Source organism: Paenibacillus sp. sgz302115, from assembly GCF_056120445.1.
On sequence record NZ_JBVYOK010000012.1, the window covers coordinates 118,391 to 133,604 of the forward strand.

The 15,214-nt window shown below is 54.6% G+C and carries 14 protein-coding genes and 1 riboswitch; of the genes, 1 reads left to right on the plus strand and 13 read right to left on the minus strand.

Translation table 11 applies throughout. The features are described 5' to 3' along the window. The first annotated feature begins 378 nt into the window (after positions 1 to 378). Positions 379 to 1,038 (plus strand): hypothetical protein, encoded by a 660-nt coding sequence (locus AC0LWN_RS21155; protein ID WP_474668768.1) that lies wholly within the window; start codon positions 379 to 381, stop codon positions 1,036 to 1,038. On the opposite strand, the gene AC0LWN_RS21160 is transcribed toward AC0LWN_RS21155, so the two are convergent. The 13 genes from AC0LWN_RS21160 to fni all read right to left on the minus strand — a co-directional run bounded on the left by AC0LWN_RS21160 (position 1,035) and on the right by fni (position 15,108). Beyond that, positions 1,035 to 2,285 carry a serine hydroxymethyltransferase gene (locus AC0LWN_RS21160; protein ID WP_474668911.1) on the minus strand — a complete coding sequence of 417 codons (1,251 nt, stop codon included), beginning with the start codon at positions 2,283 to 2,285 and terminating at the stop codon, positions 1,035 to 1,037. The genes AC0LWN_RS21155 and AC0LWN_RS21160 overlap by 4 nt on opposite strands. A 75-nt stretch (positions 2,286 to 2,360) precedes the next feature. Then, the gene (locus AC0LWN_RS21165; RefSeq protein ID WP_474668913.1) at positions 2,361 to 3,014 is read right to left on the minus strand and encodes a TIGR01440 family protein; all 654 of its coding nucleotides are present in this window, start codon (positions 3,012 to 3,014) and stop codon (positions 2,361 to 2,363) included. Between the two features lie 94 nt (positions 3,015 to 3,108). Then, positions 3,109 to 3,192, minus strand: a riboswitch (ZMP/ZTP riboswitch). A gap of 51 nt (positions 3,193 to 3,243) precedes the next feature. Then, a complete protein-coding gene (locus AC0LWN_RS21170; protein WP_474668770.1) occupies positions 3,244 to 3,831 on the minus strand; it encodes a low molecular weight protein arginine phosphatase in 588 nt (195 codons plus the stop codon). Between the two features lie 49 nt (positions 3,832 to 3,880). Then, positions 3,881 to 4,459, minus strand: a complete 579-nt coding sequence (locus AC0LWN_RS21175; protein ID WP_474668772.1) for a manganese efflux pump MntP — start codon at positions 4,457 to 4,459, stop codon at positions 3,881 to 3,883. Positions 4,460 to 4,629: 170 nt separating this feature from the next. After that, positions 4,630 to 5,820: an L-threonylcarbamoyladenylate synthase gene (locus AC0LWN_RS21180; protein WP_474668774.1), complete on the minus strand. Its 1,191-nt coding sequence runs from the start codon at positions 5,818 to 5,820 to the stop codon at positions 4,630 to 4,632. 150 nt (positions 5,821 to 5,970) lie between these two features. Beyond that, positions 5,971 to 6,723, minus strand: coding sequence for a stage II sporulation protein R (gene spoIIR, locus AC0LWN_RS21185; RefSeq protein WP_474668776.1), 753 nt, complete (start codon positions 6,721 to 6,723; stop codon positions 5,971 to 5,973). A gap of 99 nt (positions 6,724 to 6,822) precedes the next feature. Next, on the minus strand, positions 6,823 to 7,992 hold the full coding sequence (locus tag AC0LWN_RS21190; RefSeq protein WP_474668778.1) for an FtsW/RodA/SpoVE family cell cycle protein: 1,170 nt from the start codon (positions 7,990 to 7,992) through the stop codon (positions 6,823 to 6,825). Positions 7,993 to 8,229: 237 nt separating this feature from the next. Further along, positions 8,230 to 9,414, minus strand: a complete 1,185-nt coding sequence (locus AC0LWN_RS21195; RefSeq protein ID WP_474668780.1) for an FtsW/RodA/SpoVE family cell cycle protein — start codon at positions 9,412 to 9,414, stop codon at positions 8,230 to 8,232. Positions 9,415 to 9,835: 421 nt separating this feature from the next. Next, positions 9,836 to 10,858 carry a N5-glutamine methyltransferase family protein gene (locus AC0LWN_RS21200; RefSeq protein ID WP_474668915.1) on the minus strand — a complete coding sequence of 341 codons (1,023 nt, stop codon included), beginning with the start codon at positions 10,856 to 10,858 and terminating at the stop codon, positions 9,836 to 9,838. Positions 10,859 to 10,883: 25 nt separating this feature from the next. Next, on the minus strand, positions 10,884 to 11,951 hold the full coding sequence (gene prfA, locus AC0LWN_RS21205) for a peptide chain release factor 1 (RefSeq protein ID WP_458965980.1): 1,068 nt from the start codon (positions 11,949 to 11,951) through the stop codon (positions 10,884 to 10,886). A 295-nt stretch (positions 11,952 to 12,246) separates the two neighbouring features. Then, positions 12,247 to 13,347, minus strand: a complete 1,101-nt coding sequence (gene ychF / locus AC0LWN_RS21210) for a redox-regulated ATPase YchF (RefSeq protein ID WP_474668782.1) — start codon at positions 13,345 to 13,347, stop codon at positions 12,247 to 12,249. Positions 13,348 to 13,459: 112 nt separating this feature from the next. Then, positions 13,460 to 13,930 carry a GNAT family N-acetyltransferase gene (locus AC0LWN_RS21215; RefSeq protein WP_474668784.1) on the minus strand — a complete coding sequence of 157 codons (471 nt, stop codon included), beginning with the start codon at positions 13,928 to 13,930 and terminating at the stop codon, positions 13,460 to 13,462. A gap of 41 nt (positions 13,931 to 13,971) precedes the next feature. After that, positions 13,972 to 15,108, minus strand: coding sequence for a type 2 isopentenyl-diphosphate Delta-isomerase (gene fni / locus AC0LWN_RS21220; RefSeq protein ID WP_474668786.1), 1,137 nt, complete (start codon positions 15,106 to 15,108; stop codon positions 13,972 to 13,974). Between the last annotated feature and the right edge of the window lie 106 nt (positions 15,109 to 15,214).

A 15,214-nucleotide genomic window follows, 5' to 3' on the forward strand; every position in this document is an offset into this window, starting at 1 on the left:
TGTGTAGAATCAATCCAAGCAGGGCCACGTTACTCCCGATATAAAACGAGGCTTAGTTTATGCCATTTTGTCAAAATAATACTTTTCACATTTCTTTCACCACTATTGTTGAAAATTCCATGAACTTTCATGAATATTTCATGATGAAATTCGACATTTTTCCGTCTGAAATTGTGAACATTGTGCAACACATTGCGTATAGAAGGCCAGATTCTGGTCTATTGGGACAAAAAGCTCAAAGGAACCGGGGTGAAACGGAGGTAAACGTTCAAGTTAGCTGGAAGTAAAAAAACGGTCAGACCCGGTCCTACAGGTGGCATTTCTGCTGTTTTTCTGGTCAAACCAGCCGCACTTTTTTCAACAACGGCATTTCTGCCGTTGTTCCTCAGCAAACTAGCCACACTCGCTTCGACAACGGCATTTCTGCCGTTGTTCCTCATCAAACTAACTACACTCGCTTCAGCAACGGTATTTCTGCAGTTGTTCCTCATCAAACTAACTACACTCGCTTCAGCAACGGTATTTCTGCCGTTATTCCTCATCAATCTACCCACACTCGCTTCAGCAACGGTATTTCTGCCGTTGTTCCTCATCAAACTAACTACACTCGCTTCAGCAACGGTATTTCTGCCGTCGTTCCTCATCAATCTAGCTACACTCGCTTCAGCAACGGTATTTCTGCCGTCGTTCCTCATCAATCTAGCTACACTCGCTTCAGCAACGGTATTTCTGCCGTTGTTCCTCATCAATCTACCCACACTCGCTTCAGCAACGGTATTTCTGCCGTTGTTCCTCATCAAACTAACTACACTCGCTTCAGCAACGGTATTTCTGCCGTTATTTCTGTTTAAATATTTCCATTATATAGTCAATCCAACAACTATGTTTAGCTACGTTTCCCAATCATATGTACGTGTCTCATCCACAACACAACAAAATCATTATTTCCTCAAAGACAAAAAAGCCTCTGCAGGACTGGAAGAACCAGACCTGCAGAGACTCTTAAAACGCTACATTTATACAGAAGCAGAAGCTTAGTATTGCAGCCCCGGATAGATCGGATATCGCTCAGTAAGTGCAGCCACTTCACGGGCAGCCTCGGCGAGTTTGCCTTCATCCTTCGGGTTCTTCAGCACATTGGCGATAATATGTCCGATGGTCACCATAGCCTGCTGGTCCATCCCGCGCGAAGTGACGGCAGGTGTACCGATGCGGATGCCGCTGGTCACGAATGGACTGGTAGGATCAAATGGAATGGCATTTTTGTTCACGGTAATGCCGATGGAATCGAGCACCTTCTCCGCATCTTTGCCTGTAATGTTCAGACTGCGGGTGTCGATCAGCATGAGGTGATTATCCGTGCCTCCAGATACGATGTTAACTCCTTCACCAATCAGCGTTTCGGCCAGCACCTTGGCGTTCTTCACCACATTCTCGGCATATGTCTTGAATGACGGCTGGAGCGCTTCGCCAAAGGAAACGGCTTTGGAAGCAATCACATGCATCAATGGTCCGCCTTGCGTGCCAGGGAATACGGCCTTGTCGATTGCCGCTGCCCAAGGCTGTCTGCACAGAATCATACCTCCGCGCGGACCGCGCAAGGTCTTATGCGTAGTTGTGGTTACAAAATGGGCATGCGGAACCGGACTCGGATGAAGACCTGCTGCTACCAATCCGGCGATATGCGCCATATCGACCATAAACAATGCGCCAACATCATTTGCGATTGAACCAAGCGCTGCAAAATCAATCGTACGCGGATACGCGCTTGCTCCGGCTACAATCAATTTAGGACGGTGTTTGAATGCTGCTTTGCGCACTTCATCATAATCAATCAGGAAGGTATCCTCCTGAACGCCGTAAGCCACAAAGTTATACAGCAAGCCGGATGCATTCACCGGGCTGCCGTGGGTCAGGTGACCGCCATGAGCCAGATTCATACCCAGCACAGTATCACCTGGGTTCAACGCGGCAAGATAAACCGCCATATTGGCTTGAGCGCCGGAGTGCGGCTGAACATTGGCATGTTCCGCTCCAAACAACTGCTTAGCGCGGTCACGGGCCAGGTTCTCCACGATATCCACATCTTCACAGCCGCCATAATACCGTTTGCCGGGATATCCTTCGGCATATTTGTTCGTGAGCACAGAACCCATAGCTTCCATAACTGCTTCGCTGACGATATTCTCCGAGGCAATAAGCTCAATGTTGGCACGCTGACGGCTCAGCTCCAGTCCCATCGCTTCCAGTACTGCCGGGTCACTCTTACGCAATTGTTCCATGATTCTTATTTCCTCCCTAATGCTCTTTAGTTTATGTTGTGTGAAGACTAACCAGTTGTTGGTGTTCCTTGCCTTTCCTTAATCGCAATTCCGTGATCCGCTGATCTCCGGGGTGCGGTATACCGCGCGTTCCCCGCCAATGAGCGGAGGTCTGCTCCAGGCCGCGTTCACCCTTGCTGAACCAATGTAGCGCAGGCTTGGCCGAAAAGGCACCGCAACCCGGCGCAAATGCATGCCGATCAGCGTCTCGCCAATGTCTATCCCGGCATGGGCCTCTACGGTCTCAGCCAGAACAGGATCAGCCATTGAACGGTAGGCGGCGGCAGCCATCGAACCTCCGGCTCCCGGAATCGGCACTGCCGAAACCTCCCGGAGCCCCAGCTTTTCAAGCAACGAGCGCTCCATCACCAGGGAACGGTTCAAATGCTCACAGCATTGATACACTGGATGAAAGCCCCGCTCCTCAGCAACCTCAGCCACGCCCTGCAGCAATTGCTGCGCCACTTCAAGCGCGCCTCCGGTGCCGATACGGACCCCAGCCACTTCACTTGTGCTTGCACCGACAACAAGAATCTTGCCGGGTCCAAGCTTGCCGGCTTCCGCCAGTTCACGTACTACTGCAGCGGTTGCAGCAGTTAAAGAAAGCTCCGCTGCCGCCGGCTTACCGGCATTTCCAGATGAACCACCGGAGGCCCCGTTCTCCGATGAGTCCTGCTTCATGACTTCTTCCATCATTCTGCCTCCCTCAAGCGTTGCCTACTCTCAGCATAACAGCATTCCTACATTTTAAACAAAAAAGAGCAGTCCGCAGCCTTCTGCGGATGTGCTCTTTTGCCCAGGCGACCGGCCGTTTATTCCAGGTGCTCCATCGTGGTTTGATCCACACTTGTCGCCAGTTACACCGGAACCGGGTAATATTTATTTTAATCTTAAAGGAATGGCCGCGAAAAATCAACCACCTTTACAAACGGCGTAAGGACTCCAGCTTATCCAGCAAACTATGCAGCGCTGTACGAATCTCGGCAGCAGCAAGCTCGTAGTCCTCGCGAGAGCCGCCGAAAGGGTCGGAAATATCAAAGCTCGGGATTCTTTGGCGGATCTCGATGATCCGCTGCATATCAGCAGCATCCGGCTCTACGCCCAGCGCCAGGTTAAGCTCTGCTGCGGCATACAGGCTATCCAGTTCGCGGATGTCCTGCTCCACCGAAACTTCATCATGCACGTATTCCTTCAGCGTATACGTCTTCGTGACCGCACCCGGAAAATATTGCAGCACATGCCGCTTGTGCCCGCCTGTTAATGTAAGCACCAGATCGGCCCAGGACAACGTCTCTGCGCTGAGCTGTGAGGATATTATATGATCATTCACGCCTTCGTCCCGCAGAATCGCTGCGGCATGTCTGGATATGGAAGTACCGGAAATGGCGGAGACACCTGCAGACCGCACTTCCACATCAATCCCCCGTTCCTTTGCCAGCTTCCGCAGAAGCCCTTCAGCCATAGGACTACGGCATGTATTTCCCGTGCAGACGAATAAAATATGCAGCATACTTTCCACCTCCATGAAATGAAAATTATAATCTTGTGCCGTTATTGTATCAGAAGATGAACAGCAAGCCAAACGCTAGCAGGATCGCTCCGCCCAGCGCCTCACCGTAAACCCCAAGCCCCCGGCTGACCCGTCTTCCCAGCAGCAGGCCGGTAATCGACATCAGACCGCCGGTGGCCCCAAAGGCAAGTACGGTTAAAACTATGCTATTCACAAACATCCCCAGTGAAACCCCCACTGAGAAAGAATCTATACTTACGCTCAGTGCAATGAGCAGCATGCCCCAAAAGGACCGGTGATCCATGAAATGCCGATAGCTGTAGCTCTCATTGTCCCGAAAAGAATTAAACACCATATGCCCGCCCAGCAGTACAAGCAAACCACCCGCAACGTAAGCCGTAACTTGTCCGAGCAAATGTCCTACGTAGCTGCCTGTAAACAAGCCCAGCAGCGGCATCAGCACATGAAAAAAAGCAACAAGCAGACTAAGCTGCAGCACATGCAAAAGACGGATGCCTTTCATCCCGATTCCAACACCGAGCGAGAAAGCGTCCATCCCAAGTGCGATTGCCATGATGGCAACCGTCACAAGCTGCCCCCAATCCGCATATACTCCCCCTATGCCCATGCCCATACCCCCAAGGTCCGAAAGTTCTTGTACAACCACGATATGCGGACAAGGAGGGAAACATGACTGTGCAGGAGAGAGCAGGTAGCGATACGGCGGAGAGAAGCTGCTGCTGTCTGCAGTCAGTTCTCCACTCCAGGCAACAAAAGCCCGCAGGGTGGACGCCGGGGTTATCCGGCGTCGATGACGGTTCCGCCGGCGGCTTTCATCAGCCGGTTCATGATTGCTGCGCCGAGGCCGGTATCCGGGCAGGCCTCGGCCAGAATATAGGTCGCTCCCGCTTCATCGAAGCGCCGCAGCGCGGCATACAGGGAGCGGGCCCCTTCCTCCGGCGAGGTCAGCGAGCCGAGAGAAACGACGCAGGCGGCCGGGCTGGCGGGATACAGGGCCACATGCTCCTCGAAGAGGAGCAGGCCCGTAATCTCGCCAGCCCGCTGCGCCGCCTGCAGCAGCCCCGCGGCAGCTTCCGCCACGCGCTGCGGCGAAGCGCCGCGCACTACGCCAAGCGCTCCGCGCGGGGCGTAGTGCGCGTACTTCATGCCCGGCGCGCGCGGCGCCGGGCTGCTGTCCCCGGCGGCATACGCCGCGCCGGGGGACAGGCCGGAAGCGCCGCCGGCCGGCGCTTCCGCAGAAGCCGGGGCCGTGCCGACGGCCCCGGGACCGAGCACCGCCGCAAGCTGCTCGGCGGTGATGCCGCCGGGACGGAGCACCAGGGCCGTCCCGTCCGGCTGCACCTGCACGACGGTCGACTCCAGGCCGACTCCGGCCGCGCCGCCGTCAAGCACCCCGCCGATATATCCGGCGAGGTCCTCCAGGACATGGGCGGCCAGTGTCGGACTTGGCCGCCCGGAGCGGTTGGCGCTAGGCGCAGCCACCGGACAGCCTGCCGCGCGAATCAGCGCCAGGGCGAGCGGATGATCGGGCATGCGCACGCCGACCGTATCCAGCCCCGCAGTAACGAGCGGCGACAGCACGCCGGGACGCACGGGAAGCACCACCGTCAGCGGGCCGGGCCAAAAAGCGTCAATCAGCGCCGCTGCTGAAGGATGCACCTCCGTAACCAGCCCGTCCAGATCGCTACGGCGGGCGATATGCACGATCAGCGGATTGTCGGAAGGCCGGCCTTTGGCGGCGAACACCGCCTCCACCGCAGCGGTATTGCGGGCATCCGCCCCGAGGCCGTATACCGTCTCAGTCGGAAAGGCAACGGTACTCCCCTTGCGAAGCATAGCCGCCGCTTCCTCTATGGCTTGCTCATCCTGTTCGGACAGCGAAGCACCGGACAGTTCCCAATATTCTGTGGAATCTATTTGCCCGCTGCGGCGCTGGACCGCAAACGAGTTCTCTTGATGTTCTGTCATTACATATCACAAGCTTTCTTTAAGGTTCGTTATTGCAGATTTGCATTATTACAGAAACTATGAAGAAACGGCCCCACCAGGTGGAGCCGCAGCAATTCCGCGCAAGTTCAGCTTATATCGTATCATGGACCGCAGTAGATTCATAGGATCTTAGCTGAATAATCCGCTGATCCAGCTCCATAGATTCTCCAGCAGCTCCCAGAGGAAGAAACGCACCTTCGGCGCTTCCGCTTCCCCGCTGGCAGCGGCTGCGCCGGAACCCTTTTGTACCGTTCCGCTTGCTGCAGTCTTCACTTCAGGGCTATCTCCGGATGCATCAGCCAGGGCGGCTTTGGCTCCTTTGGCCTCGGTCGGCGCGGCAGCATCTCCCGAGCCGGCATCAATGAAGCACAGCGGCGGAAACAGCACGCACCACCAGTTTTGCCCCTTGCCTGCACCAAGCGTCACGCGCAAGGCTTCATAATCCCCGGCCGGATAGACCTTGCCGCCGTACATTTTGGTCGGGAACGGAACGACTCCCAGCTCTACTTTATAATTATACTCGATGCCCCGTTTCGCAAGCTCACCCGCCACCAGTGCATTCAGCTCCGGCAGATGCTGTCTGATCAGAGCGCGTGCCTGCTCCAGACTTTGCGGGTCTTCCAGCGCAGATACCCACTGATTCATCTGCTCCACAATGCTGTCCCGAATCTGGCGTTTGACCAATTGATCACCTGCCGCATCCGAGTTCGCCAGAATCCGCAGCCGGATTGAATCCTGGGGAATGGAGGCCTCCGCCACAGCGGCATCGCTTTTTTGCCCTTCCCAGGCCATCATGAGAATCATAAAAAAACAAATTAAAATGGCAGTATACTTAAAAGTTACACGCAAGGAATCCTGTTGTCCCGGCTTGTTCATTTCCATCTTCCAGCAGCCCCTCTCCCTCTGAATCTCTTATGTCCTCAGTATGTCCAGAGAAGAGAGAGCGCAAACCTATTAAACTATTAATTGATGTGGGTATTCTTAGAGATGCAGGGTAGACGCCGCGGGCAGGTCTTCCTCTACATCCTGTCCATACAGCAGCACACTCATCGCTATGCCCATGCTGGACATATTGATCAGGACCGAAGTCCCGCCGTAGCTGATGAACGGAAGGGTAATTCCCGTTAGCGGCATGAGGCCGATATACGCGCCGATATTCTCAAGAATCTGATACAGCAGCATAGCCACAATCCCAATAATCAGATAAGGCCCGGCCCGTTCCTTGCATTCCAGGGCAATCAGAATCATCCTATGAATCAGAATAAAAAACAGCAGCAGGAGCAGCGCCGCCCCTACGAAGCCGAATTCTTCGGCAATCTGGGCAAAAATCGCATCCGTATAGAGCACCGGTATTTTACCCGACTGGACGGAACCGCCCTTCATATACCCTTCCCCGCTGAGCCCGCCCGATGCAATGGCGATTTTGGCATTACGCGTTTGGTAGCTGTCGTCACTGCTCGCCAGCTCCGGCACCAGCCAGGGATCAAAGCGGGACACAAAATGCTCGCGGCCAAGCGTTTTACTCAAAAAGTTCGTGGTCTGATCATGATAGTTAATGTAGCTGAAAATAAAGCCACCTATTGCCAAGGCCCCAACAACCAGGCCAATCAGCGCATGGGATAATCTAATCCCACCAATCCACAAGAGACCGAGCAGGATAATCAAATAGCTGAGCGCGTTGCCCAGATCGTTCTGAGTGATCACAATCACGAACGGAAGCAGCGCAACCAGACTGAGCGGCACAACATCGCGCCAGAACTGAAGCCTGCTCTTATTTTTGCGGACCAGCAGAGCAGCCAGCCCAAGAATCAGAATCAGCTTGAACAACTCCGCCGGCTGAAGGCTGAACCCCCCTACCTCCAGCCAGCCCCGGGCACCGTATTTCACAGTCCCAACAAAACTGACCAGCACCAAAATCCCTACGCCCAGAATATAAATATAGTTCGCATATTTTACAAGCAGGCGGTAATCAAATAAAGACAGCCCTATGAAAGCAAGAAAACCCACTCCGTACCACTTGATCATCTGAATGTGCAGGCCGTCATCTTTGCGTCCGTGGGTGACACTGTATATGGATAAAATACTGATGACCATCAAAAGGATCAGAACAACCACAATGACGCCGTCAATCTTTTTAAAACGCTGCAGCATGTGATGAACTCCTAACTGTATCCGGATTTAGGCCTCTTGCCGTAAAACGCCGACAGCGCAAAGCCGTTATTTTCCATTGTAAAGCAAGATACAGTGCAAATACAATTTTATAGCACCCGGCCTTGAAATTGTAAAAACAAGTAGAAACGGCTGCGCCGTCCTTACTTTCATATATTATAAAAAAACCGCCGGAACCCATCTTAACGATGAACTCCAGCGGTCTATAGTTATTGTTGGCTATCCTTGCTTAGCCGGTGAGGAATACACTGACGGATTCGGTAGTTCCTCCTCGACCTCTTGACCGTGCAGACGCACGCTCATCACCAGGCCAATGCTGGCCATGTTGATCATCAGTGAGGTTCCCCCATAGCTGATAAACGGCAGCGTAATCCCGGTTAGCGGCATAAGGCCGATAAATGCGCCGATATTCTCAAATATCTGGTACAGCAGCATCGCAACAATGCCGACGATCAGAAACGGCCCGCCCCGGTCCTTGCTCTCCAATGCAATCAGAATCATCCGGTGGATCAGGATAAAGTAGAGCAGCAATACGAGCGCAGAACCGACAAAGCCGAATTCCTCAGCAATCTCGACAAAGATGGAGTCGGAATAGGTGTAAGGCACCCGGTCCGTCTGTACGGAGCTGCCATTCATGTACCCTTCCCCGCTCATGCCTCCCGAAGCAATAGCCAGCTTGGCATTTTTGGTATGGTAGCTCGCCTTAGCAGTCGCCTCATCAGGTACGAGCCACGGGTCAAAACGTTCTACCCAGTGGGAGCGGCCGATGTCGGTAAGAAAGGTTTTGATTTCATCATGGTAGTGGATATAGCTCATGATCCCCGCCGCTGCCGTTCCGCCTATTACCAGCAGTCCAATCAGGGCGTGGGAAAATTTGATATTGCCAATCCACAGCAGGCCGAACAGGATCACAATATAGGAAAGCGCGTTGCCCAAGTCATTTTGACTGATGACGATCAGAAAGGGAAGCAGGGTGAGCAGTCCGAGCGGAACCACATCGCGCCAGAAAAGGAGCTTATTCTTCATCTTGCGCACCAGCATAGATGCCAGGAAAAGAATCAGAATCAGCTTGAACAGCTCCGCCGGCTGAAGGCTGAAGCCTCCGAACTTAATCCAGCCCTGGGCCCCGTTCTGCTCCTTGCCGATAAAGCTGACCAGCACCAGAATCCCTATCCCAACACCATAAACGTACGGTGCATATTTAACCAGCAGCCGGTAATCTACAAAGGTCAGTCCGACAAATGCAACAATACCCAGCACATAAAACTTGATCATCCGAAGATGCGACCCGTCCAGCTTCTCCCGTCCATGCGTGACACTGTATATGGAAAAAATGCTGACGACCATCAACAGGATAAGAATGACCACAATGACGCCGTCAATCTTTTTAATCTTCTGAAGCATATTCTGTCTCCTTACTCCGTACTGGGTCTTCTGAATTTCATGTCTACAAACCGAATTCCCGTCATGTCTATTGTAATGGAAGGGGCAGCAAAAATACAATTTCACTGCATAGCCGAACTCCATTGCCTGGAGTGGACATGCATGCTGTAACATCCGGCTGTACCGGGAGATTAAGGATACATGGAAAAAGTAAAGCTAATTCAGCGCCATTTGGCTCTCGTCAAAGCTTTAGTTGGAAAAAGTAAACCTAATGCCGCGCTGAGGGACGATTGGGCGGGCTTTATTCGAAATTAGTTGGCGAAAATCCCACTAAATGCTGCAGCCGCACAGATTCCAGCAGTTTAGGTGGAGTAAATCCATTTAGCGCCTAAGGGCGCTTCATGAACTTCTCCGGCCGGGCACACGGTTTGCGATCGCCCCTCTAGCGGGCGATCCCCAGCACGTGGCGCGGGATGCCCGCGAGATCGTCAATTGTGACGATCTCCCCCCAGTGGCCGGCTGCGCGCAGCAGCCCGGCCACCTGCTCGGCCTGGCCTTGGCCGAGCTCGAACCCGACCAGCCGCGGCGGTGCCGGAAGCAGCCGTAGCTGGTCCATCATGCGGCGATACGGGTCCAGCCCGTCGGCGCCGCCGTCCAGTGCAGTGCGCGGCTCGTGGTCGCGCACCTCGCGCTGCAGCCCGGCGATATCTCCGCCGGGAATATAGGGCGGGTTGGAGACGAGAATATCCGTCTCCATCCCCGCAAACGGCTCGAGCAGGTCGCCGAGCCGCAGGTCCACGACCGTGCCGTGCCGCCGCGCATTGCGGCCGGCCACGGCCAGCGCGCCGGGCGAGATGTCGCCGGCGCAGACCCGCCACGCCGGCGCTTCCGCCGCCAGCGTGACGGAGATGGCTCCGCTGCCGGCGCCGATGTCGACGGCGGTCAGCGGACGCGGCGCGCGCGCGTTGCCCGCGCCGCTGTCCCCGCGGGCTGCCATGCCGCCCGCGAGTGCCCCGGCGGCTGCACCCGCAGCCGCCGCATCATCCTGCGCTGCTTCACCCGCAGCGCGCCCGCCTTCCTGCGCCGCTCCGCCCGGCGCAGCCACCACACCGTCCGGCCACAGCTCCGCGCCGTACTTCAAAATCGCCTCGACGAGCAGCTCCGTCTCGGGCCGGGGGATCAGCACATCGGGCGTCACCTCAAATGCCCGCCCGTAAAATTCCTGCTCGCCGATAATATACTGCACCGGCTCGCCTGCCGCGCGGCGGGTAACACCGGCTTCCCAAGCCGCCTTCGCTGCAGGCGGAAAAGGATCAGCCAGTGCCATATAATAAGCCGCGCCGGACAAGCCCAGCACATGCTCCAGCAGAAGCTGGCTGCTGCGCTGGGGCTCATTGCACCCGGATTTGTCCAAAAAAGAAGAAGCCTCCGCAAAGGCTTCCCTGATGCTTTGCACGTCAGGCATGACATAAGAGTCGTGTTTCAAAGCATTATTCTCCTTTTTCCATTAACTCCGCTTGCTCTGCAATCGACAATGCCGAGATAATTTCCGTAATGTCTCCGTTCATCACCTGATCCAGACGGTGCAGGGTAAGGCCGATACGATGATCGGTTACACGGCTCTGTGGGAAATTGTAGGTGCGAATCCGCTCGCTGCGGTCGCCGGTTCCGACTTTGCTCTTGCGTTCTCCGGCATACTTTGCTTCTTCCTCCTGGCGCTTCATGTCCGAGATCCGGGCACGCAGCACCTGCAGCGCCTTCTCCTTATTGGAGTTCTGGGATTTCCCGTCCTGACAGGTCGCTACAATACCGGTAGGCACATGGGTCACACGGACTGCGGATTTGGTTGTATTAACCGACTGGCCGCCCGCGCCGCTGGAGCAGAAGGTATCTACGCGGATATCCTTGTCGAGAATTTCAATTTCGAACTCTTCCGCTTCAGGCATAACCGACACCGTGGAGGTCGAAGTATGAATCCGTCCGCCGGATTCGGTAGTCGGAATACGCTGAACGCGGTGTGCGCCGCTTTCGAATTTCATTTTGCTGTAAGCGCCGCGTCCATTGATCATGAAGATAACCTCTTTGAAGCCGCCGAGGTCATTCGTATTGACGTCCATCAGCTCGACGCGCCAGCCTTGGGCATCCGCATAGCGGGTGTACATCCGGTACAGATCAGAAGCGAACAATGCCGCCTCATCTCCCCCGGCTGCGCCGCGGATTTCCACGATCACGTTCTTATCGTCATTAGGGTCCTTCGGCAGCAGCAGGAGGCGTATTTTCTCCTCCAGCGCAACCTGGCGTGAGGAAAGATCGTCGATTTCCATCTTGACCATTTCCTTCATTTCATCATCAAGCTTTTCGGCCTGCATCATCTTTGCGGCTTCAAGCTCTTCCATTACATTTTTATATTCGGCATACGCCTCAAAGGCGGGCTGCAAATCGGATTGTTCTTTGGAATAGTCCCTCAGTTTCTTACTGTCGCTTGCAACATCCGGGTCACAAAGCAGTTCACTGAGTTTCTCATAGCGGTCCGCCAGGGATTGCAATCGGTCCAACAAGGGAATTCACCTCTCCTGATTCATTGTCAAGTTCAAGCATATTGTTTTAAATTGTTGATACAATAAAAATAGATATACGACTTTATATTATATCACCAATCCTGCTGATTGGCTACAGTGCTATATGTACAGAGCCAGGATTTTTTGCAGCTTGTGAAAACGCTCCTTATTATGTAAAAAGCGCAAGATTGTTATTCATGTACGCTCCGGGCCTATGCAAAAAAAGAAGCCATCCGGCCAGTAGAAATTCTACTTCCAGACAACCTCTTTCTGTTCTGCTATCAAAAATATCAGCTTACACGTTGAAACGGAAATGCATAACGTCGCCGTCCTGCACCAGATATTCCTTGCCTTCGAGGCGAAGCTGCCCGCGTTCCTTGGCACCGTTCATCGAACCGGCAGCCAGCAGATCGGCATAAGCCACAACCTCTGCACGGATAAAGCCGCGCTCGAAGTCTGTGTGAATTACACCGGCAGCACCAGGCGCTTTGGTTCCTTTGCGGATCGTCCAAGCGCGAACCTCCTGAACACCCGCAGTAAAGTAAGTGTACAGTCCCAGCAGCTTGTAGGCCGCTTTGATCAGGCGGTTCAGCCCGGATTCCTGCAGCCCCAGCTCTTCCAGGAACATCGCCTTGTCCTCGCCCTCCAGCTCGGCAATCTCCGCTTCAACCTTCGCGCTGATTGGCACCACTTCGGCGTTCTCGGCAGCAGCGAATTCACGGACCTGCTTCACGTAAGGGTTGTCTTCAGCAGTAGCAACTTCGTCTTCGCCCACATTCGCCGCATACAGCACCGGCTTCAGCGTCAGCAGGTGAAGATCGCGCACGATCAGACGCTCGTCATCGGACAGCTCCACACTGCGTGCAGGCTTATCTTCATAGAGAGCTTCCTTGACGCGCTCCAGAACTTCAACTTCCTGGACGTATTTCTTGTCGCCGCCCTTGATATTTTTGCGGGAGCGTTCAATGCGTTTCTCGATGCTCTCCACGTCAGCCAGAATCAGCTCCAGATTAATGGTCTGAATATCGCTGATCGGATTCACTTTGCCGTCGACATGCGTTACATTCTCATCCACGAAGCAACGAACGACATGGACAATCGCATCCACTTCACGGATATGGGCCAGGAACTTGTTGCCGAGGCCTTCACCCTTGCTCGCACCGCGCACCAATCCGGCAATGTCCACAAATTCAAAAGCGGTCGGAACCGTCTTGTTCGGCTGCACCAGCTCTGTCAGCTTATCCAGACGTTCGTCCGGCACTTCCACGACACCGACGTTCGGGTCAATAGTGCAGAAAGGATAGTTGGCGGATTCTGCTCCCGCTTGCGTAATCGCGTTAAATAATGTGGATTTTCCTACGTTCGGAAGTCCAACAATTCCAGCTTTCAAAGCCATTTATATGACAACTCCTATTTTCGGTTGGATTGATCACCGCATAATTTCCGTAGCCTGATCTAAACCATTATATATTAGAACAAAACCGCCAGCAACAGCAATCAGCTTGGTATTAAAGTTCTTTTGACATCGTAATGTCGGTGACCAGATAGCCCATTTTCTTATAAAGCTCAAAAGCGCGGGTGTTCTGGCCGAACACATGCAGCCCGATTTTGGCAACATTCATCTTGCGTGCTTCCTCATCAAGCGCAAGCAGCGCCTGCTTGCCGTAGCCTTTGCCCTGGAACGGCTCGAAAATATAAATATCATAAATAAAGGCCTCGCGGCTGCGGTGTCCCTCGGTCACATTGAACCAGATATAGCCAGCCTGGGTATCGGTCTCCACCTCGACAACGGAATATAGGTGAGCCCCTTCCGTATGCAGACCCTTAGGCAGATATTTGCTCATCGCTTCCCGGGAGAGCTGCATGGCAATCTCGGCATCCCAGGCTCCGGCTTTTATTTTGTCTTCCGCATAATCGCGGGTCGATTGACTGATGAAAAATTGAAATGCGGTTTCATCCATTGGTACCAGTTTAATCATTGTATTGGTATCCTTCCTTATTTCCGTAATCTCTATTGCCTCTATCGCCGGATCAAGCGCGGCGTGCCGCGCAACGCACCAAGATCCGGCGCCCCGATGCCGAACATTGCGGTCCGCAGCTCCAGCTCCACCTGGGCCAGCGCATGATCCAGCGCTTCCTCCGATTTCACAGCCGGGCCGAGCAGATTCCGCCCGAAGCCGGCCAGATCCGCACCGAGCGCCAGCGCCTTCGCAGCATCCACGCCGTGTCTCAGCCCGCCGCTGCCGATGAGCGCGCCATACTTCGAGGCCGCGCGCACCTCCACAATGCACTCCGCGGTGGGAATCCCCCAATCCGCAAAGGCTTCCGCCGCCGCCCGCCGGACAGCATCGCTGCTGCGGAACTTCTCCACCTGGCTCCAGGAGGTTCCGCCCGCACCAGCCACGTCTATAAAAGCGACCCCGGCACTGTACAGCCGGGACGCCGTATCCCCGTCAATGCCCCAGCCAACCTCTTTGACACCTACTGGGATTTCAAGCTGTCTGCATACCTCTTCGATTCGGGGCAATAAGCCGGCAAATCCGGTGTCGCCCTCCGGCTGGAATACCTCCTGAAGCCCATTCAAATGCAGCACCAGCCAGTCAGCACCGGCAATTTCCACGGCTCTGCGGCACTCGTCTACACCGAAGCCGTAAGACAACTGCACTGCGCCGATGTTCGCAATGACCGGAATCCCCGGAGCCTTGTCCCGTACCCGGAAGGTAGCGGCAAGCTCCGAGCGCTCAACAGCCGCCCGGATGGAGCCGACTCCGAGCGTCCAGCCCCGGCGCTGCGCAGCCTCAGCCAGTCTGGCATTGATCTCACCTGTCGCCTTGCTGCCGCCGGTCATGGAGCTGATCAGCAGCGGCGTCCGCAGCTCCCGGCTTAAGAATTCCGTCCGCAGCGAGATGTCGTCATAATTCAGCTCCGGAAGGGCATTATGCCGAAACCGGTAGTTCTCGAAGCCGTTCGTTATTCCGCTGCCTCCAACCTCCTCATTCAGGCAGAGGCGCACATGCTCAATCTTCCGCTCACCCGTCGTGGACAGGGGCAGCAAAGACTGCCCCTTATTCTCAGCACCTTGCGGGGCGGGGCCAGACTCCGTATCTTGACTTCCTTCTGTACGCTGCGGCAAGTCGTCCTGCGGCATCTGCTTCATGCTGTCTCCCCTCCGATCCTTACGGTCTATTCTATATATATCCGGTGGCGTCAGACCACCCGAATCCGATTCATCAGCAATAGCACGCTTCATTATAACACATTCG